Annotated in this window: 26 protein-coding genes and 1 pseudogene; 23 read left to right on the top strand and 4 right to left on the bottom strand. The window is 37.2% G+C overall.

Annotated features, from left to right (window positions below):
- The first annotated feature begins 10 nt into the window (after positions 1-10).
- The 5 genes and pseudogenes from ACIROD_RS02965 (at position 11) to ACIROD_RS02945 (ending at position 3,962) form a co-directional block, all read left to right on the top strand.
- Positions 11-510 (top strand): annotated as a pseudogene (locus ACIROD_RS02965) (helix-turn-helix domain-containing protein).
- A complete protein-coding gene (locus tag ACIROD_RS02960; protein ID WP_260358057.1) occupies positions 500-892 on the top strand; it encodes a hypothetical protein in 393 nt (130 codons plus the stop codon). Before ACIROD_RS02965 ends, ACIROD_RS02960 begins: the two are co-directional and overlap by 11 nt.
- Positions 893-1,153: 261 nt before the next feature.
- Positions 1,154-1,375, top strand: a complete 222-nt coding sequence (locus ACIROD_RS02955; protein WP_402937786.1) for a hypothetical protein — start codon at positions 1,154-1,156, stop codon at positions 1,373-1,375.
- Positions 1,376-1,632: 257 nt separating this feature from the next.
- Positions 1,633-1,893, top strand: a complete 261-nt coding sequence (locus tag ACIROD_RS02950; protein WP_260358059.1) for a hypothetical protein — start codon at positions 1,633-1,635, stop codon at positions 1,891-1,893.
- Positions 1,894-2,426: 533 nt separating this feature from the next.
- On the top strand, positions 2,427-3,962 hold the full coding sequence (locus ACIROD_RS02945; RefSeq protein ID WP_260358060.1) for an APC family permease: 1,536 nt from the start codon (positions 2,427-2,429) through the stop codon (positions 3,960-3,962).
- A 254-nt stretch (positions 3,963-4,216) separates the two neighbouring features.
- Here the strand turns inward: ACIROD_RS02945 and ACIROD_RS02940 are convergent, their stop codons facing one another.
- Complete coding sequence (locus ACIROD_RS02940; protein WP_214795833.1) at positions 4,217-4,366, bottom strand: hypothetical protein; 150 nt, start codon at positions 4,364-4,366, stop codon at positions 4,217-4,219.
- Entirely contained in the window at positions 4,363-4,779 is a 417-nt protein-coding gene (locus tag ACIROD_RS02935) for a helix-turn-helix domain-containing protein (protein WP_056519634.1), read from the bottom strand. Before ACIROD_RS02935 ends, ACIROD_RS02940 begins: the two co-directional genes overlap by 4 nt.
- A 357-nt stretch (positions 4,780-5,136) precedes the next feature.
- Here ACIROD_RS02935 and ACIROD_RS02930 point away from each other — a divergent pair, with 357 nt between their 5' ends.
- From ACIROD_RS02930 to ACIROD_RS02895, 8 genes are all read left to right on the top strand, one after another.
- Positions 5,137-5,484: a VOC family protein gene (locus ACIROD_RS02930; protein WP_260358072.1), complete on the top strand. Its 348-nt coding sequence runs from the start codon at positions 5,137-5,139 to the stop codon at positions 5,482-5,484.
- A gap of 456 nt (positions 5,485-5,940) precedes the next feature.
- Positions 5,941-6,390, top strand: coding sequence for a GNAT family N-acetyltransferase (locus ACIROD_RS02925; RefSeq protein WP_201183769.1), 450 nt, complete (start codon positions 5,941-5,943; stop codon positions 6,388-6,390).
- A gap of 189 nt (positions 6,391-6,579) precedes the next feature.
- Positions 6,580-6,921 carry a PadR family transcriptional regulator gene (locus ACIROD_RS02920; protein WP_056527747.1) on the top strand — a complete coding sequence of 114 codons (342 nt, stop codon included), beginning with the start codon at positions 6,580-6,582 and terminating at the stop codon, positions 6,919-6,921.
- Positions 6,918-7,730, top strand: a complete 813-nt coding sequence (locus tag ACIROD_RS02915; RefSeq protein ID WP_402937779.1) for a permease prefix domain 1-containing protein — start codon at positions 6,918-6,920, stop codon at positions 7,728-7,730. Before ACIROD_RS02920 ends, ACIROD_RS02915 begins: the two co-directional genes overlap by 4 nt.
- A gap of 262 nt (positions 7,731-7,992) precedes the next feature.
- The gene (locus ACIROD_RS02910) at positions 7,993-8,145 is read left to right on the top strand and encodes a hypothetical protein (protein ID WP_164855079.1); all 153 of its coding nucleotides are present in this window, start codon (positions 7,993-7,995) and stop codon (positions 8,143-8,145) included.
- A gap of 1,090 nt (positions 8,146-9,235) precedes the next feature.
- On the top strand, positions 9,236-9,604 hold the full coding sequence (locus ACIROD_RS02905) for a DUF2750 domain-containing protein (protein ID WP_170974058.1): 369 nt from the start codon (positions 9,236-9,238) through the stop codon (positions 9,602-9,604).
- 279 nt (positions 9,605-9,883) lie between these two features.
- Complete coding sequence (locus ACIROD_RS02900) at positions 9,884-10,246, top strand: hypothetical protein (RefSeq protein ID WP_260358068.1); 363 nt, start codon at positions 9,884-9,886, stop codon at positions 10,244-10,246.
- 566 nt (positions 10,247-10,812) lie between these two features.
- Complete coding sequence (locus ACIROD_RS02895) at positions 10,813-11,271, top strand: NUDIX hydrolase (RefSeq protein ID WP_402937774.1); 459 nt, start codon at positions 10,813-10,815, stop codon at positions 11,269-11,271.
- 463 nt (positions 11,272-11,734) lie between these two features.
- On the opposite strand, the gene ACIROD_RS02890 is transcribed toward ACIROD_RS02895, so the two are convergent.
- Complete coding sequence (locus tag ACIROD_RS02890) at positions 11,735-12,307, bottom strand: ParB N-terminal domain-containing protein (protein ID WP_402937771.1); 573 nt, start codon at positions 12,305-12,307, stop codon at positions 11,735-11,737.
- A 253-nt stretch (positions 12,308-12,560) separates the two neighbouring features.
- On the opposite strand from ACIROD_RS02890, the gene ACIROD_RS02885 reads away from it, so the two are divergent.
- The 4 genes from ACIROD_RS02885 to ACIROD_RS02870 all read left to right on the top strand — a co-directional run bounded on the left by ACIROD_RS02885 (position 12,561) and on the right by ACIROD_RS02870 (position 16,795).
- Positions 12,561-14,732 carry a DNA topoisomerase III gene (locus ACIROD_RS02885; protein WP_101225305.1) on the top strand — a complete coding sequence of 724 codons (2,172 nt, stop codon included), beginning with the start codon at positions 12,561-12,563 and terminating at the stop codon, positions 14,730-14,732.
- Between the two features lie 102 nt (positions 14,733-14,834).
- A complete protein-coding gene (gene mntR, locus ACIROD_RS02880; protein WP_048687667.1) occupies positions 14,835-15,263 on the top strand; it encodes a transcriptional regulator MntR in 429 nt (142 codons plus the stop codon).
- 141 nt (positions 15,264-15,404) lie between these two features.
- Entirely contained in the window at positions 15,405-16,100 is a 696-nt protein-coding gene (locus ACIROD_RS02875) for a class I SAM-dependent methyltransferase (protein ID WP_402937768.1), read from the top strand.
- A complete protein-coding gene (locus ACIROD_RS02870; protein ID WP_101225303.1) occupies positions 16,100-16,795 on the top strand; it encodes an AIM24 family protein in 696 nt (231 codons plus the stop codon). Before ACIROD_RS02875 ends, ACIROD_RS02870 begins: the two co-directional genes overlap by 1 nt.
- Positions 16,796-16,903: 108 nt before the next feature.
- On the opposite strand, the gene metA is transcribed toward ACIROD_RS02870, so the two are convergent.
- Complete coding sequence (metA, locus tag ACIROD_RS02865) at positions 16,904-17,812, bottom strand: homoserine O-acetyltransferase MetA (protein WP_101225302.1); 909 nt, start codon at positions 17,810-17,812, stop codon at positions 16,904-16,906.
- 168 nt (positions 17,813-17,980) lie between these two features.
- Between metA and ACIROD_RS02860 the strand changes: the two genes are divergently transcribed.
- From ACIROD_RS02860 to ACIROD_RS02835, 6 genes are all read left to right on the top strand, one after another.
- Positions 17,981-18,514 (top strand): hypothetical protein, encoded by a 534-nt coding sequence (locus tag ACIROD_RS02860; protein ID WP_101225301.1) that lies wholly within the window; start codon positions 17,981-17,983, stop codon positions 18,512-18,514.
- Between the two features lie 78 nt (positions 18,515-18,592).
- Positions 18,593-19,069, top strand: a complete 477-nt coding sequence (locus ACIROD_RS02855) for a glutathione peroxidase (protein WP_101225300.1) — start codon at positions 18,593-18,595, stop codon at positions 19,067-19,069.
- A 139-nt stretch (positions 19,070-19,208) separates the two neighbouring features.
- Positions 19,209-20,054 carry a DegV family protein gene (locus ACIROD_RS02850; RefSeq protein WP_402937762.1) on the top strand — a complete coding sequence of 282 codons (846 nt, stop codon included), beginning with the start codon at positions 19,209-19,211 and terminating at the stop codon, positions 20,052-20,054.
- Positions 20,055-20,107: 53 nt separating this feature from the next.
- Positions 20,108-20,752 carry an HD domain-containing protein gene (locus tag ACIROD_RS02845; RefSeq protein WP_402937759.1) on the top strand — a complete coding sequence of 215 codons (645 nt, stop codon included), beginning with the start codon at positions 20,108-20,110 and terminating at the stop codon, positions 20,750-20,752.
- Entirely contained in the window at positions 20,749-22,626 is a 1,878-nt protein-coding gene (locus tag ACIROD_RS02840) for an ABC-F family ATP-binding cassette domain-containing protein (protein WP_402937756.1), read from the top strand. The genes ACIROD_RS02845 and ACIROD_RS02840 overlap by 4 nt, the downstream gene beginning before the upstream one ends.
- Before the next feature lie 130 nt (positions 22,627-22,756).
- Positions 22,757-23,893: a conserved virulence factor C family protein gene (locus tag ACIROD_RS02835; RefSeq protein ID WP_402937753.1), complete on the top strand. Its 1,137-nt coding sequence runs from the start codon at positions 22,757-22,759 to the stop codon at positions 23,891-23,893.
- Positions 23,894-24,053 lie beyond the last annotated feature (160 nt).

The raw sequence follows: 24,053 nt of genomic DNA, 5'->3' as shown, positions 1-24,053 counted from the left end.
TTTAGTATATATGGAAAAAGAAGAATTCATCAATTTAATATCAGAAAAAATGAAACTTGTCCGAACAGAACAAGGTTTTTCTCAAGATAAGATGTCTGAAATTTTAGGAATTTCAAAAAAACACTAGTTCAAATTGAAAAAAGAAGAACAGAAGCCAATTGGACCACCGTTGTTGCATTTTGTGCTTTGTTTAATCATAGCCAATTGCTGATATCATCAATTGGTGACAATCCAGTTGATTTTGTTCAGTTAATAACTAGCAAAAATGGTGGGACGCCTAAAGAAAAAACAATGGGTGGTAAGTTATGGTGGAACGAAATCGAGTATAGAGGGGATTTTCGTTTGCAACAAAATTTGATTAGTAACCATTACCGTATATTGGATCAATATGATTATCGTTGGCATAGTTCTTTTAATAAAGAAGAGAGTTTAAGTCGTTTAAATGAATTACAGGCGGTGGGGACTATGGGGATAGACAAAGGTATAGGGATGGGGATATATGAAGAATAAGATTTTGCTTGTTCTAAGAAAAATAGTAATTGGTATTCTAATAGTCTGTTTATACTGTTTTCCTTTTGTTTATTTTTCAATGCACCAAGATTTTGCTAACCGTTCAATGCTTGGCTATTTGATTATGATTGTAGTGACTTCACTTCTTGCTTTCTTCGGCAAACTCTTTAATAACTCAATCTCTCTTATTATTGGTAATATATTATCTGTAATAATCTCATTTTATTTCATAAACGAGATGACAGGGAACGAACGATGGGGTGGCTATTTTAAGCCACTAACTCCATATCAATTATTAATCTTGGTTAGTTTTTTGAATTTGATTCCTCAGTTCTTCGCTATGAAATTAGCAAATAGACACAAAAATAAAGTTAAAGATTAATTTGATTAAGAAGAGTAATTTCTTTGAACAAGAAGTTACTCATCAACAATATTCAATATCATAGCCTACATAAAAAGAAAAAGTAAAAAAAGCCTACTTCCTTAAATAGCAAGGATCGTAGGCTTTCTTTATTCTAGTCGTACCGATTTGAAAAAAGTTTAACCGTTTTTCTTATGGAACTAAAGGGGCAGTTTAGTTGAAGAAGGATTTTGTTTTTACGTTAAACTGTATACAGTTTAACGGTTTTAGGAGGTGAAAATGATGAAACGTGCGATAGGAATATTTCTTACTCTTTCATCTTTACTAACATACTTAATTGTGGACATGCTTTATGATCCTGTTGAGAATAAAATAACAACAACCGATATGAATTCAACAGTACTATATCAATATCCTTTGATGCATTGGTTAATTTGTGTCATTTTAATAATTACTTTTATTCTTGGGATTTACTTTATTTCTAGCAAAGGAAAAGCAATATGAGGAATGTCCACTCTGTGATACTCCAGAATATACTAGAAATAAGTGAATCGAACTAATGGGTGCTTTACTTCAATAGGGGAGTTGCTTCCGCAGCTCTTTTTCTTATGGAACTAACGGAGCAGAATAATTCAATAGAAAGATAAGTTTATTTTAGAATAAATGGAGTAATTTTCAAAAAAGGTGTGAAGGAAAGTGGCTTTAGAAGAGGAAAATCAATACTGAAAATAAGATGAGTAAAAAGAGAAGGGGGCTATAAAATGTTAGTTAAATATATTGAAGGTGAATTAGGAGAAATTAAAGAAAATATAAATAGTTATTCTTATAACAATCTATATGTGCGAATTGGTGAAAAAGTTGAGCTAGGTTCAAAATTGTGCGAAGTAGTTGATATTGTACACTATCCTACTACGATTGAAGAAAATTATACAGTAGATGTTTTTGTGAAAGTAATAAAAAAACTCCCTGAATCATGGTGGGAGAGACCTTTATTCTCACGAGCTAAGAAAAGTGAATATTAATATCTTAGACCAAACAGAAGAGATAAAAAAACGTGAAGAATTAGAAAAAGGTACTAAAAGTTAGAAGTTCCTCCTCAACAAACGGGTGCGTTAGTTGAACAAGAATTACACATTAAAGACCAAAAACACTTGGGTACTCAAGTGTTTTTTATGCTAATTATATTGTTATTTAATCTGCTATTTAACTTGCCAATTCGTATGTTATTTACTTTGTTATTTGGCTTTTTCTCCACGTTATCTGAACTACTTACTAAAAAGCTAGGGTTCTGCCCAACAATTCCACGTTCCTATGAAGTTATGAATAAATTATGCATTAATGATTAAAAAGTAATAACAGATGGAAGTTATTTGGCATAAAATCCCTATCCCCCATCTTAAAATTATTTCAGAGTTGAATACAAAATATCAAAATTGAAATTTAATTGTAAAATTTACCTCTATCAAAGTAAATTAACTGAATATTTATATTATTTTTTATATTGGCACAACAATTGCATATAAGAATATATCTACCATTTTAAGGAGGCTCAAATATGCAAGAAAATCTGAATAAAAATATTGGAGGTTCTGCGTCAGAACATTATGATAGTGATGCTGCACAACTGGCATCGCTTGGATATGAATCTGAATTTCGCCGCGACATGAGTCCGTGGGCAAACTTTTCGCTAGGGTTCACTTATCTTTCACCTGTAGTAGGTGTGTACTCACTATTTGCATACGCACTTGCGCAAGGTGGCCCACCTATGATTTGGAGTTTTTTCATCGTTGGACTCGGACAATTACTAGTCGCACTTGTCTTCAGTGAGATTGTTGCGCAATACCCTGTTGCAGGAGGAGTTTATCCTTGGGCACGAAGACTATGGGGGCGCAAGTGGGCGTGGATGACTGGCTGGGTTTACTTAATGGCCTTGCTTGTGACGATTGCCAGTGTCGCGTACGGAGCTGGACCTTATCTAGCACAAGTTTTGGGTTTTGAAGTATCGGTGGACTCTGCGATTCTTTGTGCGGTAGTCCTTCTTGCACTATCGACTATCATCAATTTTCTTGGCACAAAGGTTCTCGCGGCTGCAGCAGTTATTGGTTTTGCTGCTGAACTTATCGGTGCGCTTGTAGTTGGATTTTGGTTGCTTATCACACAAAGGGTGCACGGTCTTGATGTGCTCTTTGATTCTTTTGGTGCTCAAGGTAGTCATAGCTACATGTATGCATTTGCAGCAGCTGGATTAATTGGAATTTTTCAATATTATGGGTTCGAAGCCTGTGGTGATGTTGCTGAAGAAGTACCGAATCCAGGTGTTCTTATCCCAAAGGCAATGCGTCGGACCATTTACATTGGCGGTGCTGCAGCAACTTTTGTTTGCCTTGCTTTAGTACTATCAGTTGCTGATATCCCAGCAGTTATCGCTGGTAAGGACGTAACGCCTGTTGATACCTTACTAAACGATGCATTTGGTGCTGTTGGCGCGAAGATTGTACTGGGTATTGTGTTGATTTCTTTCCTTTCATGTGTAATGAGTTTACAAGCGGCAGCAAGCAGACTTGCCTATTCGTATGGCCGTGATGACATGATTGTAGGAAGCCGATTGTTAAAGAAATTTTCGGCTGCTCGTCACATTCCACCTTATGCGCTGCTTCTTGCCGCAATTGTCCCAGCCCTCATTGTGCTTGGATCAAAAGTGTCTACAGATGCGCTCACAAAGGTAATCAGTTTTGCGGCATTTGGCATTTATCTTGGATTCCAAATGGTTGTCTTTGCTGCACTTCGAGCTAGACTAAAAGGATGGAAGCCAAGTGGTAAGTATCAATTGGGCAAGTGGGGACTGCCCGTCAATATTGGTGCGCTTGTCTACGGAATCATCGCAATGATCAACATGTGTTGGCCAAGAACGCCAGATGCACCTTGGTATGATAACTATATCGTGCTCGTTTCAGGAGTCATAGTTGTAGGTATTGGTTTACTGTATATGATGATTCATCGTAGCTACGGACATAGCAATGTGCCGTATAATGTTGCGATACCGAAAAAATATATCTCTCATAAAAACAAGCGCAATGACATGTCAATGTAGGTTTGTTGCTAACTCATATTAGCCACTCTAAAGGGTTTTCCTTCTTCACTTTTTTTATTCGTAAAAATCTCTTAAACTTTGATTACCAGAAATTATATTTTCACTCGTTTTTTTTTTTTCACGCATCCCGTAAACTAGACTGAACACTCACATATTAAAACAGAAGGGTTCGAGATCTTTTAAAGATTCTCGAACCCTTCTGCTTATGTTCAATTATTCTATCAACGCAGACTTACATTTTACTAATTTTTTATTCATCCCCATCCGTCCTTCCATTGGCGAAAGTTAATGGACGTAATCGGTTTTTCTTTTCCAGTCATTTCACTATACATATAATCGATTCCTTTGATCATTGCGTAGAAGGTTACAACAGGGATTATCAATGCAGTCGTAAAAGGTATCATTCCTTATCCCTCCATTTATCCAATTCTTCATCATTCACGTTAATGGCATAACTTCTGCCTTCCTTCTTCAAATACCCTTCATTTACTAATTCCACCATCATGGCATGAACCTTATTATTCCCTAAACCTATCAATCTTGCTAACTCATTTACTCGGAGCTCACCAGTGTTTGCGATCCAGCGTTTCAGCTGGTCAATTGGTTCTTCTTCTTTGACCTCTTGAATTTCACCCTCCACAACAACCCCGTCAAACAGATGAATAAGCTTATCAAAGATATCCTCCTCCTCTTCCTTATTCAGTGTTAATACTGGGGCTTGGAATCGTTTAAACTCATTCTTACTGCCCTCAATCTTAGCGATACGGTCACAAAGTAACGGGTGCGTTAATTGAATAAGGAAAAGCAAAGACCACAAAAATTGTGGTCTTTTTTTTGCTCAAAAATCAACAATTTACTTTAACAGAGCCAAAATTTAAAATTGGAAATTTTACAATTACATTCTTTGAGTTGTTGTGGTAAATGAGGTCATTTTGAGGTCAGCATAAATAAAAAGGGATAGATTTCTATCCCTTTTGTTTCTACTTGTTTTAATGATCAACATCTTATTAAATACTATATAAAACCCCCTATAAAATAACATTTATATGGAATTACATATAACCGAAGCAGCCTTTTTTAAATTGTTCTAACTGGCAGGTTAGTGAAAGAGGAATTCGCTTTCAAAACTAGAATTTAAATTAATAACTAATGGGATAGGAAGGAGATTCTTATGATAATAAAGGGTTTTGGAGGAATCTTTTGGAGGACTAAAAATCTAGAGGATATAAAAAAATGGTACAGTAAAGTCCTAAAAATTGAAATTGAAAATTGGAATGGTACCATTATTACACCACAATCAGGCAATGAAACTATCTTTTCCTTCTTTTCTGAAAATGACCGCTATTTTCCAACAGAACAACAAGTGATGTTAAACTTTCAAGTTGAAAATTTGGATGACAGTATCAAACATATAGAAAAAATGGGTATTCCCCTTGTTATGGAAAAGACGATTAATGAATTTGGAAAGTTTATTTGGATTGAAGATCCAGAGGGAAGACGTATAGAGCTTTGGGAGAAGTAATAGGATAATAATAAATTTTGTTGTTGAACTACCATGAAAATAAGTTACTATAATAATGAAAAATGACAATACTTAAGAAGACCCTGCTCAATCGTTTAAAAAAAGAGGAGAGCGTTAATTAGTCTATGGATTAAGGTTGACTGGATTAAGGTCAGTATCAGTATGGACACTTCCCAACCATTTTCATTCTTTGTGGTGGATCGCCGATTTTTGCGATTCATGGATGGCTAACGGGTGCTTACTTCAATAAGGAAGGTTGCTGAGGCAGCCTTTTTCTTATGGCACTAACGGGGCAGGTTAGTTCTATAAGGGAAATGGTCTTTTATGGTAAAATAAATAAGTAAAGGGAACTTTTACCTTTTTTGTTTAGTTTAATAAGAATCAATGGTAAAATGATGAGAATTAATTATGCTATGGGGCTGGTCAGTTGTAATTTTATAAAGGAGTTGTGAGAAGTTGAAATATCGTAAAGCAAATATCGATGATATTGATAAATTGGTCGAGTTAAGAAAAAAGCAATTAGTTGATGAGGGGATAGAACCTAATATAGATATTGATAGAGAACTATATGTTTTCTTTAAAAATAAACTAAGTGATGGTACTTTAATTCAATGGCTAGTGGAGGATAATGAAGAAATTATAGCTTGTGGTGCAGTAATTTTTTATGAATTTCCACCTTGTTACACCAATAAGACTGGAAAAAAGGCTTATATCACAAATATGTATACTAATGAAAATTATCGTGGGCAAGGAATCGCAACAAAGCTGTTAACTAAATTAGTTGATGAAGTTAAGATTTCAGGTATTTCACAAATATGGCTTGGGGCTTCAAAAATGGGTAGACCAGTGTATAAGAAGTTTGGTTTTATGGAAACTGATGAATTTCTAGAATTAAATATTTTTTAATAATTTGTGAAGTATAACACTTAAACTAACGGGTGCTTTACTTCAATAACAGGGGTTGCTGCGGCAGCCTTTTTCTTATGGCACTAACGGGGCAGTTTAGTTGAAGAAAGAAACTGGAATTTTTTTTTAATAAGTACCTTGTATTATATAGTATTTCAATTTACTATTAATAATAGGAGGTGAGAAATTATGGAAGTTAATAAAGAGGTTTTGAAAGGTCATATAGATACACTAATTCTATCGTTAATACATAGCAGGGATATGTATGGTTATGAATTGGCAAAATTCGTGCGAGAAAAAAGTGAAAGTCAATTTGAACTTAAAGAAGGTACGCTTTATTTGTCTTTAAAAAGACTTGAGAAAAATAAATGGATTGAATCTTACTGGGGCGATGAACAAGGACCAGGAGGAAGGCGGAAATATTATAAACTTACACCATTAGGTGAAGATGGTTTCAAAGAAAAGAGATCGGAATGGCAATTTGTAAAAAAAATTATTGATTCGTTTTTGGAAGGGGGAGAAAAAATATGAAACAAATTGAAGTATTTGTAGATGCGCTTTACCACAATATTGGTGGAAATAAAAAAGAAATTCAAGAACTAAAAGCAGAAATGAAAAGTCATTTGATAGAGGCTGTTCACGAATTAAAAGCAGAAGGAAAGACTGAACAAGAAGCAATTGAAATTGCAATTGAACGATTTGGCGGAGAGAAAGAAATGCGTTCTATTGTTGGTCAGTTGTTTAAAGCACAAAGAACATTTGCAAAATGGGTACTTTATACAGCATTAACATTCCTTTTAATTAGTTTTATCGGATATGGTATTCTTATTCCACTTGAAAGGAATCAACAAAATGAGAGTTATCAATTTAGTTCACAAGTCCTTGATAGTTTAGGTAATACAATAACCGAGCAAGCTAAAACGGATATTCAAAAAATTGTACAAGAAAATGAAAACATTACAGGAGTAACCATTAGTGCTGTTGAAGTTACCAATTATGGTAATGAGACATTTTATACTACTGTAAGCGAAGAACCAGAATATAGTTTTAGAGAAAAACCAATATTTAACCACTTTATAACTTATCGTGCTGATGGTACAGGTAACGAAAATTGGGATGTCATGGTTGAATCAAAAGGTTATGTAGAAACAGCATATACTGCATTGTTTCTAAGTGTATGTATTTTTTGGGTACTGTTTGCAATTTGGGCAATCATTAACGCTTATCATCATAGACGATTGAATGCTGGTTGGGTTATTGCTTTTGCTTTATTCAATCTGATTGGTTATTTGGTTTATTTTTTAGTTGGGAAAAAGGTACCATCTAAAACAATTAGTTGATTTCTTCTTGAACAACGGATGCAACAAAAAGAATGGTCGCCTTTTTTCTTTTTCCATAAGAAAAGATTGTGAAATATTGTACTTAAACTAACGGGTGCTTTACTTCAATAAGAGAGTTGCTTTGGCAGCTCTTTTTGTTATGGAATTATCAGGGCAGAATAGTTAAACAAAGATTGAGACCTTGCTGATGGATTAATATATGAAGTAAAGGAGTGTCAAACTATTTATTGCAACAAGAATTGAGTGATTGGGAGTTAGACAGATGAAAAATAAAAAAAGAAAAAAAGAAAAGCAAAACGGCTTTTTTAAAGAAATCCTAATTGAGCTTAGGGATTCAATCTTTTTTGAAGTGGCTTGGAACATCTTAATGTTTATACCAAGAATGATGATTCGCTTAATAAAGAACATTTGGTGAAGTGGTTAGTCAGAATAGAGCTAACGGTGCTTTAGCTGAAGATCAGAGCTGTCTTTAAGGCAGCTCTTTCTTTATGCAACTATCGGGGCAGGTTTGTTGAAGAAGGAGTACTTTAACCAACCCTAGAATAAATAACAAATTGAATTTTTAATGTAGGCTAACGGGTGCTTGGGAACAAGATGATTGTCACTGCGGCGGTTTTTTTCTTATCCACTAAAGTGCAGTTTAACGCAGCCTCAGGATTAAACTTATGTTCGTTTTGGATTTTAGTCTAATCTCAGTATAAAGAACGCTAACCGAAATGATTAATGTTCTATACATGATGGATGAGAACATGCAGGTGGCGGATATCTGGTAATCACAGTATTCGATTCAAAAAAACGATCTCTGATTATGCGAAAGCACAGACGCTTTTAAAGTAAGACTGAACGATACGATTACGAGGGTCAGTCACAGTGTTTTAATATAGAGTTGGAGTCGGAGGAGAACAATGGAAGTTAACAATATCTCTTAAAGCAACCGAATAATTATTCCATCTTCCGCCGAAAAACCTATATCCATAAACTCTTGATTCCCCGACAGTCGTCAAATAAAACCAGAAATTGTCTCCGTTTCTAAGCCACAAGTACGTAAAACGATACAAACAATTTTGAAGACCCCAGGGACTCAGGGCAGATGGCATTTGTCGTGTATATACCATAATTCGAGGTTCACTCCTTATTGAAATTAGACTTATATCCAAGTTTATGTTCAGGGTCAAAGCTTGGATTGGATGTATGCCTAGTAGCCCACCTAAATTCAAATATGTTTGAAGAAGCTTATATGAAATTGTTTAAGGATAGGCAACTATTTTTATTGAGAACGGTATCTCTAATCCAAAGGAAATTATGAACAGTTTAAATAAGCCCTGGAGTTGTTCAACTAAACGGTGCGTTAGCTGAAGATCGGAGCTGTCTTTAAGACAGCTTTTTCTTATGGGACTAAAGGGGCAGTTTATTTGAAGAAGTAATGGTATAATTATCCTTAAAAATATAATAACTTTCTATTTTACTTGGTATTTTTTAATAATTATCGTAAAGGAATGACATATATGAAATTAATTAAACGATTTATTTTAAACCGTCCTGCTGAAAAGCGACTTGCATATTTTTATGGAATGGTTGCAACAGATGAACAGGTGTGGTTACTACGCGACGAAAATGGCGACTTATTACTTTTGGATGATGATGATGGAGACTATCCATTTTTACTACCTGTTTGGCCAAGTCGAAGTTTTGCTGAAATGGAGTCTGCCAATATAGATAAGTCATACGAAGCGTTCAATATACCACTTTTGAATTTTTTCGATTTACTAGTTGATATTGAAAATGACGGTGGTGCCACAGCGATTTTCCCAAATAAAAACGATACAACGATTCAAAAACGTGATGAAATAAAGGAAATGATTCGCAATTTATAGCAAGTAAGATACTCCCTCACATTAATTTGGAAAATTGTAATATTTATAAAATAAATAAAACCGCAATTAGACTAATAAAAGAGAATCCTATCATTAGTATGTCCAATTCTTTAGTAGAAATTGATTTTGTTATTTTACTAACGGGTGCTTTACTTCATTATAAGGAGCTGATTAGCAGCTCCTTTTCTTAGGGGCAGTTTAGTTCAAGAAGGATTATCTTAAGATTATAGTGAATTACTTATTATAAAAACTTTGTATAACTCAATAGGAGAGAGAATATTGGATATTCCAGAAGAATTAGACCTAATTTCTGTATTTGGAACTATTCCTAAGAGGAAAGATGAGACAGATGCTTTTTATTACGACACATCAACTTTTGTTTTAGAAAATGAAAAAGAAAAATATGAGATTATCCTTTCTCCTTTTTATCACGAATTTAGTTTAAGTGTTAGGGAAAAGAAAACAAATAATGTATTGTCATATATTGAATTACTTTCTGTTAATAAAATTGAGATTGTGGAAGACAAAAAGGAGCATTCAAAAATTCGTTTGTTTCACGGTGATTCGGAAAGATATGTAAATATTATCGAAATAACTTTAAAGCCTAGATTCCATATGATTTTCAGAGAACAATATTGTTAATTTTTTTCACTAACGGGTGCTTTACTTCAATAAGGGAGGTTGCTGATGGCAGCCTTTTTTGTTTCCCAAAGTTATTTTCTTACAGCTACAATAATGGTGTAACTATCTGAGTAAAACCCTGTTAGGATTATTACAGTAAAAAGAATAAATTGGATTCCAAAATATTTAATAATATTCAAACTGCATAAGCTCCTTCTCAATTTCTCATTGTGTTTCACGCCATTTACTTACATGATTTAATAGCAATAATTATTCATTTTGCTATAATAATCGTCGTGTTAAATGGATACGTTAAGCTTAAGAACGTCTAATGCCTATTCATTTATTTAATAGAGTTTTACTTTCTTTGTTAGCTTTTGTTTTTACCTTTATTTTTATAGAGGTTTTAACAGGAGAATGAGATTTTATCCCCAATGAACGGTGCGTTAGCTGAAGATTGGAGCTGTCTTGCAGCTTTTTCTTTAATGCAACTATAGGGGCAGGTTAGTGGTAGAAGAAGGTAATCAGGTGTTAAGTAGAGAAAAAGGTAGCAATAAATATAAAATTAAATAACTGAGGCGAAAAGGATGGCTCATAATGGGATAGTTTTAGTAGTTAGTGTATCAATATTCAGAGATGATGAAATCTTAATAATTAGAGAAAATAAACCAACTGCTATTGATAAGTGGAACTTTCCGAGTGGACGCATTGAATATGGTGAAGACATTCTCTATTCAGCTCGTAGGGAGGTAAAAGAGGAAACTGGATTTGATGTAAAACTTAATGGTACAACGGGTGTATATAATTTTATCAGTAGTACAAACAATCAAGTTATTCTATTTCATTTTACTGGTGAGGTTAATGGTGGTTCATTAAATCTTGAAGAAGATGAAATTTTAGACAGTAGATGGATTAAGGTAAATGACCTTGTGAAATTTGATAATGAAGAACTACGTGAACCAAGGGTACTAAAGCAAATAATAGATAACTTATTAAAAGAGAGGGTACATTCAATTAGTATTTATAATGAACAACTAGATAAATAATTTTTATTAAGCTAACAGGTTCTTTACTTCTTTATCAGGAGCTGATCAGCAGCTCCTTTTCTTATGGCACTAAAGGGGCAGCATTCCTGTAATAACTGGAATACTAAAAAGTTTGTGAAGAAATCTACTTAAACTAACGGGTCCGTTAGTTCTATAATGATCACTAAAAAATAATCAATCTATTTTATAAAAATTTTATACTAAATCACTAGAAATGAACCCTTATTGATCAATCTCTTTTCAAAATGGATTGTATTTATTTACGAATATGAGGGTTCAGGAGGACCTTTTGAACAATCTTTATTTCAAAGCTACAGTTGATGCTTTTTTTAACAGATGCTTTAACACAATACATACATGAACTGAACTGGTAAGTTCCCCCCTAAGAATAAGGAATAAGAATGGCCGAAAATCAATTTGATTTTTCGGCCATTTTAATATTTGAAACAGGGGAATTCAAGAATTATTTTTTTACAGATGCAATGATGTCTTCAGCTAAGAGTTTAGAACCACTAGCACCTTTTAGATATTTCAATGCTCCTTCACTAGACCAATCAAATATCTTTATACTGCTCATTCTTATATTTACTTCTTTAATGTTTAACTGGTTGGATACAAAATTATAATTTGAAGGAATAATTATATTGCCGGCTATAGCAAAAGCATTTAAACAGACTATATGAGTTACAGGTAACAACTCTTTTATACAATTAAAATAAGTAAGAGTTATATTAAGTATTTTTTCCTTAGGTAATTCGGCTATCTTTGTATTTTTAATTAATAACAAAAGAAAGTTATATACATTTTGTAAAGTAATATGCTTTTCTTTAGTTCTTTTGCCAATTAACGTTCCTTTATTATACAAGGGGCTGTTAGGGTCAATAATTAGCTGTGTTGCAATCCAACTAAGATTATCACTTTCTCTTTTTAAAAATCTACTTAACGAAGTACCTATACCTTTAGCTTTTGTATTAATAATATCAAAAAATTTAATTTCTTCATCTTCATCTAAACAGTGAAAAGCTTGGAAGGGCACATTTAAAATCGCACTAGTTTCTTTTGTATATACTCCGATTCACCCAAATTCGAAGTTTTTACCTATTAACCTTCCAATATTCAGGAGGACTTTTTCATCTCCCTGAAATCCTCACTCTTCACCGAAGATAAGCAATCATTTCATGCTTTCTACTATCAGTTCAGTAAAAACGAAGTCATATCTAGCCGATTGTGATAATTAAGGTATAATGATAGGGGAAAGATATTTTGTAACGGATTAGGTGAAGATGATCATGAAGCTAATCATTGCGGAGAAACCAGATCAAGGTTCAACGCTAGCAGCTCAATTTAAAACGAAGAAACAGCAAGGCTATATAGAAATCATGCCGAATGAACTTTTTCCTGATGGAGCTTATGTAACTTGGGCTGTCGGGCATTTATGTCAACTTGTTTCACCGGAAACCTATCATTCAAAATGGAAAAAATGGTCGATGGAAACGTTGCCGATGATTCCTGAGAAATTTCAATATGAAGTGACCCGACAAAAGGCAAAGCAATTCAATGTTGTGAAGACCTTACTTAGGAAACCGGAAGTCGATGAAATCATTCATGCAGGTGATGCCGGGCGTGAAGGAGAGTTGATTGTACGCAATATCGTTAATCTATGCAATGTCAATAAACCGATGAAACGTTTATGGATTTCCTCTTTGACCCCAAAGGCGATTTATGAGGGATTCCAAAATTTGAAGAGCGAGGAAAAAACCAGGCCGCTCTATTATGAAGCGTATACGAGAGCTTGTGCTGACTGGGTTGTGGGAATGAATGCGTCGAGAGCGTATAGTATTTTATTGAAACAAAGGGGCGTTTCGGATGTGTTTTCAGCTGGAAGGGTTCAGACACCAACTCTTGCTTTGATAGTGAAGCGGGAAATGGAAATTGAGCAATTCAAGTCTGAGCCGTTCTGGGAAGTGTTCGCTGACTTCAAGATGGATGGAAAAAAATATCAGGGAAAATGGCAGCAGAACAATGATCCGAGAATAAAGACAAAAGAAATGGCTGATAAAATTGCCGCCTTTTGCAAGGGTAAGGAAGCTGAAATAGCTGAAATGGATACTGAAAGGAAAGAATTTCAGCCGCCTTTGTTATTTAATCTATCGTCATTGCAAGCTACAGTGAACAAGATTTATAAATATTCACCGAAACAGACGCTTGATATAGTACAAAGTTTATATCAAAAAGGGATCGTTTCTTATCCACGTTCAGATTCCAATTATGTAACGGAAGGGGAAGCCGAAACATTTCCCGATATCTTGCAAAAACTAAGCGGATTTTCAGAATATGAATCCCTGTTTCCTTTGCCACAACCGAACATCATGAATAATAAAAGGTTTGTAAATGAAAAAAAAGTGACTGATCACTATGCAATTATCCCGACAGAGCAGGTAACCGACCCGAAGCGGCTTTCCGCCGAAGAACGGAATATTTATGACTTGGTGGTACGCCGGTTGATTGCGGCTCATTATGAAAAAGCGATTTTCGATTACACCACCATTAAAACGCTTGTCGATAAGCGTGCGGAATTCATTTCTAAAGGCAAACAGCAGATTCAAGAGGGATGGCGCAAAGTGATTTTCCAAGATGACAAGGATGATGATATCATTTTGCCGTCCGTTTCCAAAGGGGATACTGGAAAGGTCGCCAATATAAAGGTGAAAGAAGGAAAAACCCAACCTCCTAAGCGCTATACAGAAGGTCAGCTGATCACTTTGATGAAAACAGCCGGAAAGCATCTGGATAATGAAGAGTTAGAAAAAGTTCTGATGAAAACCGAGGGTCTCGGAACCGAAGCAACTCGGGCTGGCATCATTACCATGCTCAAAGACCGTAAATACATCAATGTCAAAAAAAATCAGGTTTTTGCGACAGATAAAGGGAAAGTGCTGATTACTGCCATCGGGGAGAAAATCCTGGCTTCACCTGAAATGACAGCCAAATGGGAACAGCGTTTGAGGGAAATCGGTGAAGGAAAGGCTTCAGCCGGCGGATTTATGGAAGCTGTTAAAAAGATGTCAGCAAAAATCATCAGTGATGCCGTAGAATCATCGGAAAACTGGGATTTTCAAGGGCTGGATACCGAGTCGATTCAACGGAGCGGCTCTAAAAAAAGAAGCTCGGCATCTGTGGGCAGCTGTAAACTATGCGGTTCTAAGATTGTCGATAAAGGGGAATTCTATGGATGTGTAAGTTATCAAAAAACAAAGTGTAACTTCACCATCTCCAAAAAAATCCTTAATAAGAAAATCAGTCAAGCAAATATAAAAAAGCTGTTGGCGAGCGGTGAAACGGATCTGATAAGCGGTTTTAAAAAAGGGGAAAAAACCTTTGATGCCATTCTATCGTGGTCCGATGCTGAAAAGAAGATCAGTTTTACATTCCCAACAGAACAAAACATCAAGCAAACTTGAGAAGAAGCATCATTAAAGGCGCCCTGAGACTTATATCTTCTTGTTTCGGGGCCGTTTATATAGTAAAATTTTTAGATATGCGTTTGAATGGGAGGATTCCGAATGCCTACACCGAGCATGGAGGATTACATAGAACAAATTTATTTACTTATTGAAGAAAAAGGATATGCAAGAGTTTCTGATATTGCCGAAAATCTTTCCGTCCACCCATCTTCTGTTACAAAAATGGTACAAAAACTGGATCAGGAAAAATATTTGATATATGAAAAGTACCGGGGTCTCGTTTTAACCGCAAATGGGAAAAAAGTTGGTAAAAGGCTCGTATACCGTCATGAACTTTTAGAACAGATGCTAAGGTTGATTGGGGTCAAGGAAGAAAATATTTATCAAGATGTAGAGGGGATTGAACACCACCTTAGTTGGAATGCCATCGATAGGATTGGAGACCTGGTTGAATTCTTTGAAGAATCTCCTGACCGTGTCGAGGATTTACGTAAGATACAAAAAAGAAATGAAGAAAATTCAAAATAAGCTGCCGCTGGCAGTTTTTTTTTATGTATTTGAAAATCACTAGGGGTGACGTTTTAAAGGAGGATTTTTGAATTAAGAGCAGAATAGCTATAGGGAAGCCCCGGTCGGGAATTAGGGGGTATATGGGAGGATGAATTTCAGATGAATTTACATACATGGCATGAAGAGTCGAAAAAGGAATGGGATGTTTTTGCACCTATGTGGGTGAAGAATTCGCAAGAAATGTGGGAAACGGGGAGCCGGAAAAACATTATTCCTTTCTTTTCTGAATATGTACCTTCGGGAGTGAAGGTAGCTGACATAGGCTGTGGAGATGGAGTTGGTTCCTTGAAATTGGCCGAAGCGGGATTTAAAGTAACCGGAGTTGATTTATCCAATGTGATGATTGAATTTGCAAAGGGAAAAACCGTTCAACAACCAGAACTTTCTTTCCTGCAAGGAGATTTTTATAATCTTCCATTCAAAGATGAAGAAATGGATGCGGCAATGGTCATTAATTCTTTGGAATATACGGGTGAACCATTAACGGTGATGAAGGAAATCCAACGGGTAATAAAGCCTGGAGGTTATGTCTGTTTTGGAATACTTGGTCCAACAGCTGAACCACGAAAAAAATTCAGTTTTCAACGGTTATTAGGAGACCAAGTCATCATGAATACAATGCAGCCTTGGGAATTTGAAAAAATGGCTTTAGAAACGGGATGGAAGGCAGTAGCTGATACCGGCGTTGCAAAGAGAGGGGTGGACTATGCAAAACTGAGACATTTTTCAAAGGAATTAAAGCAAGCTGTATCGTTCATGTGGCTGTTTCTCCTGCAAAAAGAGGTGGGGCAGTGATGGAGAAGTATCAAATCGATCAATTCGTTGAAAAGACGAAGCAGCAGGATAAAGGGCAAGGATTATTCGAACTTGAAACGGAACGAATCCTGGAGATTAATTTGGAAAAGCAGATCTGGGCAAAAATGGGGACGATGGTTTCTTATCGCGGCCATATTAAATTCGAGCGGGAAGGCATCTTGGAACATGGTCTTGGTAAACTCTTTAAAAAAGCCTTAACTGGTGAGGGGGCATCCTTGATGAAAGCGACCGGAAGCGGCAAGCTATACGTCGCCGATCAAGGGAAGAAGATTTCTATTTTACAGTTAAATGGTGAATCGATCTGTGTTAACGGAAATGATTTACTTGCATTTGAACCGGGGATTTCATGGGATATAAAAATGATGCGGCGCATTGCCGGGTTATTGGCGGGGGGATTGTTCAACGTAAGGCTCGAGGGGAGAGGCATGGTCGCATTCACTTCCCATTATGAGCCGCTTACTTTAATGGTGGAATCTGGGAATCCGGTCTATACGGACCCGAATGCCACAGTAGCTTGGTCAGGGGAATTGCAGCCTGAATTTGTAACGGATGTTTCATTGAAGTCGTTTTTTGGGAGGGGAAGCGGCGAATCCGTTCAAATGAAATTCGAAGGTCAAGGATTTGTGGTCGTCCAACCTTTTGAAGAGGTATACTTCGGTAATAAGGAATCATGAAACAAACAACCTGAGTCAGAAACTCAGGTTGTTTCCCCATGATAATCGGAAGTGGCTGCCCAAAAAAACGATTCACTTAAAAGTGAAAGCTTCTTTTTTCTTACCCTTTCAATCCCACTCATAAGGGGTAGATTGATAGACATAATAGTTCAGCCAATTAGAGAACATCAAGCTGCAATGGCTCTTCCAGCGGTGGAGAGGTACCTTGGTCGGATCGTTATCAGGAAAGTAATTTTCAGGGAGTTGCGTATTGATCCCACGCTCTCTATCGCGCCTGTATTCTTCACCTAGGGTATCGGCATCATACTCGAAATGGCCGGTAACCATAATTCTTTTTCCGTCAATCGAAGCAGCGATCAATACACCAGCTTGATCGGACTGTGCGAGAACCTTCAATTCAGGATGGTTAACTAATTTTTGATAGTCAATATCCGTATGGCGTGAATGAGGGGCCATAAAATAATCATCGAATCCGCGGACTAGATTTTCATTCGGTTCAAGGACCTCATGGGTGTATACGCCGAAGCATTTCTCTGGAAGTTCGTATTTGCCTATTCCATAATGATGGTACAGGGCAGCTTGTGCCCCCCAACAGATATGTAGGGTGGATGTGACATTTTCGCTTGACCAGTTCATGATATTCTGCAGTTCTTCCCAATAATTGACGTCTGAAAATTCCAGCTTTTCTACTGGAGCACCTGTAATGATCAAGCCGTCATATTTCTTCGTGCGAATTTCATTAAATGATTTGTAAAATTGATCTAAATGAAATTTACTTGTGTTTTTTGATTCATGTGTGCTCAAGCGCAGGAATGATATATTTACTTGAATGGGAGTATTGCCAAGAAAGCGCAGTAACTGGGCCTCCGTTTTTTCTTTCTCTGGCATTAGGTTTAATATTAATATATTCAATGGACGGATTTCCTGATTGGTAGCTCTTTCCTCATCCATAACGAAGATATTTTCCTGTTCTAAAATTTCTCTTGCTGGCAGTTGTTCTGGAATTCTGATTGGCATGATTAGCCTCCTTCTTCAAAAATCATAATATTTTAATTATATAGAAAATTATTGAATAGAAAAGCTATTTTAATAATTTCTTGTAAATCCCGAAGGAAATGGCCCGGAAATGGTAAAATGGGAAGATCATGAATACATAAACTTATAAGTTGGAGAGGTGTTTGGAGATTGTTTGATCCTACAGCATTTGAGAACATGAAAGTGGTATTGGAAGGAGCGGTTTACGATCGTGACTTCATTGGGGATATATTGGTCATAAACCGTGATGATATAGTGAATCTCTCGACCATGTCCAGATCATATAAGATTGAGATGGGATTGAAAAAAACAATGGCGCCCATTTCGATTAGCGGTGCCATCGAGTTACACGCTTCTCTCAAGAACCTAAGTTCGGAGTTACTCGATGCCGATATTGATGATACGCATACGGGTTGCACGGTCAATATTTTCATTTCTTTTCCCAAAAAGCTTGATGAGGTGAATGCTGAACAATTGTTGAACGACCTGGAAAAAATTTGGGGAGATCAAAGAATCATTACAGTGACGACCAGCGATACGGTCAGTAAAAAAATGCAACCCGTTACTTCATCTATATATAAAGTATCATTTGGAAGACTGGTAAAAGAAGAGCAAATGGATGATTTGGAAGACATGGTAGAGTATTTGATTCAATCTATCCAAGCAGTGAAGATTCCAGGATGATAGGCAAAGGATAAAAGTTGGTAAACGTACCTTTAAATACGGTAAAATGAATCATCATACTAAAGGGAGAGATCATATATGTCCATTTACGAATTTGAAGTCAATAAAATTAATGGCGAAACCATCTCGCTTGAGGAATATAGAGGGAAAGTGATGATCATAGTGAATACCGCAAGCAAATGCGGTTTTTCGCCACAGTATGATGATTTGCAAAGCCTGTATGTACAATATAAAGAGGATGGGATTGTCGTACTTGGTTTTCCGTGTAATCAGTTTTTGAATCAGGAGCCTGGTGATGATCTGGAAATCGATTCATACTGCAAATTGAATCATGGTGTAACTTTCCCGATGTTTGCCAAAGTGAATGTTAATGGAAAGGAAGCCCATCCCTTATTCAGCTATCTGACTGAAAATGCTCCCGGAGTGATGGGATCCAAATCGATAAAATGGAATTTTACAAAGTTCTTGATTGACCGAGATGGAAATATCGTCAGCCGGTATGCGCCTAAAACAAAACCTCTGGAAATGGAAGAGGATATAAAAAAATTATTATGAGAAATGATTCGAGTCCAACGGAAACTTCTGTTGGGCTCTTTTTTTTAGGTTAGAAATTTAATGCATGCATCCGTTTTTAAAAGGGGACAGATGGTTGGGATGTTGAATATAATAGAAGACACAAATGAGGGGGGAAAACATGGAACGAATTGCATGGGTAACAGACAGTACGGGAACTTTAGACGAAGAATTATCATTGAATGAACATGTATACGTCGTTCCGATGGTCGTCATCATCGATGGGAAGGAATATGAAGATGGCGTCGACCTATTACCTGAGGAATTATACCGTCGGATGAGTGAGGATAAAATCACCGCCACTACGTCACAGCCGTCGGTCGGCAGATTCCATGATTTATATAAGGAGCTTGAAAAACGCTATGATCGAATCATAGCCGTACACCTTTCAAGTGAATTGAGCGGCACCGTTTCCGCGAGCAGGCAAGCTGCACAAATGGTTACGATCCCCGTTGACGTTTTTGATACTTTACTTATTTCCTTTCCAATGCTATTAATCTTGAAACGGCTCATGCATTATATTGAGAATGGCGATTCCATCAATGAAGCATTCGTCAAAACGAGAATGTATGCGGATAACCATGAGACCTATGTAATGATAGGCTCTTTAGATCAGCTGCATCGCAGCGGCAGGTTAACAAACGCACAGTATATTCTAGGAAGCCTATTGAGCTTTAAACCCATCATTTCAATCGAAAATGGTGTGCTCCATACTAAATCTAAACCTCGGAACCTTAAAAAAGCGGAAAAACAGATCTTCACTGATTTTCGCAGATCAGTCGAAGCGGGAAAAGTAAAAGAATGCACCATATTATATGGTGGAGTATCGGAGCAGGCACAAAAATGGAAAAAGATGATTTCCGAAGAATTCCCTCATGTGTTGACCCATGTATCCCCACTGGGGAGCGCCATCGGGGTGCATACAGGTGAACAGACGATTGGAATCAGTTGGTTCAATGAAGATTAAAGCACACCATAATTGAGAACCATGGTAAAATAAAAAGGACATGGAGTGGTGAAATGAAACAAACGATGATTGAGTTAACGGAGAAGTATGTATATGACCAATTGAATTCTGATGCCAGCGGCCATGATTGGTTCCATATCGATCGTGTTCGTAAGCTGGCTTTACATATTGCAAAAGAAGAACGAGAAGGAAATGAGTTCATCATTGAAATGGCGGCTCTGCTTCATGATATCCCTGATGATAAACTAAATCAGGAAGCCGATGGGGGCTGGAAAAAGCTTGATGCTTGGTTTGATGAAATAAAGTTGGATATTGATAGTGTTGATTCCATCAAACAGATCATCAATACAATTTCATTTAGTGCAGGGCAGTTGAGGCTACCTTCGATAGAGGCTGAAATTGTTCAGGATGCGGACCGCTTGGATGCAATTGGTGCCATTGGCATAGCCAGGACATTTGCATTTGGTGGAAAGAAGGGACAGCTTATGTATGATCCTTCATTGCCCATTAGGGAAAACATGACCAAGAAGGAATACAGGAATGGCAAAAGCTCTTCCATTCATCACTTTCATGAAAAATTATTACGCTTGCAAGATATGCTTAATACTTGTACAGCCAAGAAGATTGCAAGTGAAAGGCATGAATATATGATTGGATTTTTGGATGAATTTAATAAGGAATGGGATGTACGATTATGAAAGTTTTTAGCATGGAACATGTAATGAAAACCCAAGGGGAAAAGCTGCTTTTTAAAGATGTCTCTTTTTCCATAACCGAAGGGGAGAAAATCGGGATCGTTGGAATAAACGGCACCGGTAAATCTACATTATTGAATATTATCGCAGGATTGGAAGACAGTGATTTAGGAAAGAAAGATCACCCGAATGATTACACGATTTCCTATCTATCCCAAGACCCTCATTTCGATGAGGAATTGACGATCATGGAATATATGTATGAAAGTTCAACTCCTGTATTTTCGTTGATTAAAGAATATGAAAAGACACTCGTTCAACTCCAGGTAGATCCGCAGAATGGCGCAGTACAGGACCGTTTGTTAAAGCAACAGCAGGATATGGACACGCTTGGCGCCTGGGATACAAGTGCCAATGCCAGAACGATACTGACCAAGCTTGGACTTCCTGATCACTCAAGAAAATTGGGGGAACTGTCAGGTGGCCAAAAAAAACGTGCGGCACTGGCAAAAACCTTGATTGAGACCCCTGATTTACTGATTTTGGATGAGCCTACCAACCATCTCGATTTCGAAAGCATCACTTGGCTTGAAGAATATTTGGGGAAATATCAAAAGTCCGTTTTATTTGTAACCCATGATCGATATTTCCTTGATCGTGTGTCCAATAAGATTTGGGAAATTGCCCAAACGCAGCTTTTCGAATACAAAGGAAACTATGCGGATTATTTAGAATCAAAGGCCATTCGTGAAGAGAACGAGTCAGCTGAAAGAACGAAAAAGGAAAGTCTATTCAAAAAGGAACTGGCCTGGATCCGTAAAGGAGCAAAGGCCCGGACAACGAAACAAAAGGCCAGGATCCAACGCTTTGAAACATTGGAATCTGGTGTAAAGGATAAGCAGAAAACCGAGAACCTGGAAATGGAATTAAGCGGTGCCCGTCTTGGGAAAAAGGTGCTTGAGATGCAGGATGTTTCCAAATCCTTCGGTGATCGAACCATCATCAACCATTTCTCCTTCCTCTTCAAACCGGGTGATCGGATTGGGATCGTCGGTAATAATGGCAGTGGAAAGTCAACCTTGTTAAATATCCTGGCCGGTCGGGAATCCATAGATGAAGGTAACATGGAAAAAGGGCAAACCGTGAAAATAGGATACTATACTCAAGAAAGCGTCGATATGGATGAGAATTTGCGCATGATAGAGTATATTCGTGAAACGGCGGATTCCATTGCCCTTAAAGATGGCAGTTTCATATCGGCTGCGCAGATGCTTGAAAGGTTCTTGTTTCCAATGGGATCGCATGGAACGCCAATCCGCAAGCTGTCAGGAGGGGAGAAAAGGCGTCTATATCTCCTTAACATATTGATGTCGGCACCTAATGTCCTGCTTTTGGATGAACCGACGAATGATTTGGACACGCAAACCTTGACCGTTCTGGAGGATTATTTAGAAACGTTTTCAGGTGTAGTCATTACCGTATCACATGATAGGTATTTCCTGGATAAGACGTGCCATCAGCTTCTTGTTTTCAAGAATAAAGGTGATATTGATTTCTATTACGGCAATTATTCAGAGTTCTTGGAAGAAAAAACGGAAGAGACCGTGCCGGTAAAAGCACCGGAACCTCAGATGAACCGGACCGAAAAGAAAAAGAAAAAACTGACCTATGCGGAAAGTAAGGAATGGGAAGGAATCGAAGGGAACATGGAACGGGCCGAGCTGCGCCTGAAAGACATAACATCAGAAATGTCAGCGGCGGGAAGCGATTTTGAAAAAGTACGCCTGCTGCTTGAAGAAGAAAAGGAACTAACGGATAAATTAGAGCATTTGATGGAAAGATGGACGTATTTAGCGGAAAAATTGGAAGAGGAATGAGTATGGAGACTGGTCCAAGGGAGCAAACTTGGATCGGTCTTTTTTTTGCCAATCTCAATTGCATGAGAATCTGTTGCCGATGTGATAATATCTAGTACATGGAAACGTCTTGTAAAAGGAGAGAAATGCATTGAAAATTAAGTCGATAGAACCTACACCAAGTCCGAATACAATGAAAATCAATTTAACTGAAGAGTTATTAGCTGGTAAAAGCAATAATTATAAGAAAGACCAAGCTGACCAAGCGCCCAAGCTGATAAGGGATTTATTTACGATCGAGGGAGTGAAAGGGGTATATCATGTTGCGGACTTCTTAGCCGTTGAGCGAAATGCGAAATATGATTGGAAAGATATCTTGGTCCAAATCCGTCAGGTCTTTGGTGAAAAAACCGAAGAACAAAATCAACAAGCGGCATTAAATGAACATTACGGTGAAGTAACTGTTGCCATTCAACAATTCAAGGGCATTCCGATGCAGATTAAAGCAAGTGATAGTCAACACGAAAAACGTTTTGCCTTACCGGATTATTTCATAAAGGGCATTGCCGCTGCCCAAAAAGAAGATGATAATGTAGTCCTGCTTCGAAAATGGAAGGATTATGGCGTAAGATATGGTGATATGGAAGATATCGTGAAGGAAGTATCGGATGAACTGATCGCAGCTTATCCGGAAGATCGAATTAATCGGCTAGTTGCAACTGCAAAAGAAATGGTCGATACGAAGGAAGCAATTTTGAAACGTCCAAAAATTAAACTGACTGCAGAAATGCTGAATGATGAAAGCTGGGAAAAGCGTTATCAGGCTTTAGAACAAATGGAAGATCCAACGGTTGATGATATTCCAGTATTGGATATGGCACTCTCCGACAGTAAGGTCTCCATTCGAAGGCTCGCGGTAGTATACTTAGGTATGATCGAAGATAGAAAAGTGCTTCCGAGCTTGTATAAAGCCTTGAAAGATAAAAGCGCGGCCGTAAGACGTACGGCAGGTGATTGTTTATCAGATCTTGGCTTCGAAGAAGCGATGGGAGAAATGTCTCAATCACTTTCGGATAAAAATAAATTGGTTAGATGGCGGGCCGCGATGTTTTTATATGAAGTGGGAAATGAAACGACCCTCCCTTATCTTAAACAAGCGGAACAGGATCCTGAATTCGAAGTGGCCCTTCAGGTCAAGATGGCCATAGACCGTATAGAAAATGGCGAAGAAGCAAAAGGTTCGGTTTGGAAGCAAATGACAGAATCAAGACAAGCGAATGACAAGTGATTTGGAATAACCCAGGCAAAAGGCATGCGGATGATTTAATCCGCATGCCTTTTTATTTTTGAGGGTCGTTTCCAGTCGTTTGACATAAGTTCCCCTCACGTCTAATCCCAAAACATTAGTTTCTATTATATAAATTGATCTCTATTATTTTAGTAAAATG

The sequence above is a fragment of the Peribacillus sp. NPDC101481 genome, assembly GCF_044767165.1.
Classification (GTDB): Bacteria; Bacillota; Bacilli; order Bacillales; family DSM-1321; genus Peribacillus.
The sequence above is the reverse complement of the archived record's forward strand: the minus strand, read 5'-3'. Positions and strand labels throughout refer to the sequence as shown.

Bases quoted from the DNA above. Each gene is read 5' to 3' on its own strand.
- ACIROD_RS02870 (WP_101225303.1), top strand. From the start codon at position 16,100: ATGGAGAAGTATCAAATCGATCAATTCGTTGAAAAGACGAAGCAGCAG.
- ACIROD_RS02855 (WP_101225300.1), top strand. From the start codon at position 18,593: ATGTCCATTTACGAATTTGAAGTCAATAAAATTAATGGCGAAACCATC.
- ACIROD_RS02875 (WP_402937768.1), top strand. From the start codon at position 15,405: ATGAATTTACATACATGGCATGAAGAGTCGAAAAAGGAATGGGATGTT.
- ACIROD_RS02895 (WP_402937774.1), top strand. From the start codon at position 10,813: ATGGCTCATAATGGGATAGTTTTAGTAGTTAGTGTATCAATATTCAGA.
- ACIROD_RS02950 (WP_260358059.1), top strand. From the start codon at position 1,633: ATGTTAGTTAAATATATTGAAGGTGAATTAGGAGAAATTAAAGAAAAT.
- ACIROD_RS02945 (WP_260358060.1), top strand. From the start codon at position 2,427: ATGCAAGAAAATCTGAATAAAAATATTGGAGGTTCTGCGTCAGAACAT.
- ACIROD_RS02845 (WP_402937759.1), top strand. From the start codon at position 20,108: ATGAAACAAACGATGATTGAGTTAACGGAGAAGTATGTATATGACCAA.
- ACIROD_RS02885 (WP_101225305.1), top strand. From the start codon at position 12,561: ATGAAGCTAATCATTGCGGAGAAACCAGATCAAGGTTCAACGCTAGCA.
- ACIROD_RS02910 (WP_164855079.1), top strand. From the start codon at position 7,993: ATGAAAAATAAAAAAAGAAAAAAAGAAAAGCAAAACGGCTTTTTTAAA.
- ACIROD_RS02840 (WP_402937756.1), top strand. From the start codon at position 20,749: ATGAAAGTTTTTAGCATGGAACATGTAATGAAAACCCAAGGGGAAAAG.
- mntR (WP_048687667.1), top strand. From the start codon at position 14,835: ATGCCTACACCGAGCATGGAGGATTACATAGAACAAATTTATTTACTT.
- metA (WP_101225302.1), bottom strand. From the start codon at position 17,812: ATGCCAATCAGAATTCCAGAACAACTGCCAGCAAGAGAAATTTTAGAA.
- ACIROD_RS02850 (WP_402937762.1), top strand. From the start codon at position 19,209: ATGGAACGAATTGCATGGGTAACAGACAGTACGGGAACTTTAGACGAA.
- ACIROD_RS02960 (WP_260358057.1), top strand. From the start codon at position 500: ATGAAGAATAAGATTTTGCTTGTTCTAAGAAAAATAGTAATTGGTATT.
- ACIROD_RS02920 (WP_056527747.1), top strand. From the start codon at position 6,580: ATGGAAGTTAATAAAGAGGTTTTGAAAGGTCATATAGATACACTAATT.
- ACIROD_RS02955 (WP_402937786.1), top strand. From the start codon at position 1,154: ATGAAACGTGCGATAGGAATATTTCTTACTCTTTCATCTTTACTAACA.
- ACIROD_RS02905 (WP_170974058.1), top strand. From the start codon at position 9,236: ATGAAATTAATTAAACGATTTATTTTAAACCGTCCTGCTGAAAAGCGA.
- ACIROD_RS02940 (WP_214795833.1), bottom strand. From the start codon at position 4,366: ATGATACCTTTTACGACTGCATTGATAATCCCTGTTGTAACCTTCTAC.
- ACIROD_RS02915 (WP_402937779.1), top strand. From the start codon at position 6,918: ATGAAACAAATTGAAGTATTTGTAGATGCGCTTTACCACAATATTGGT.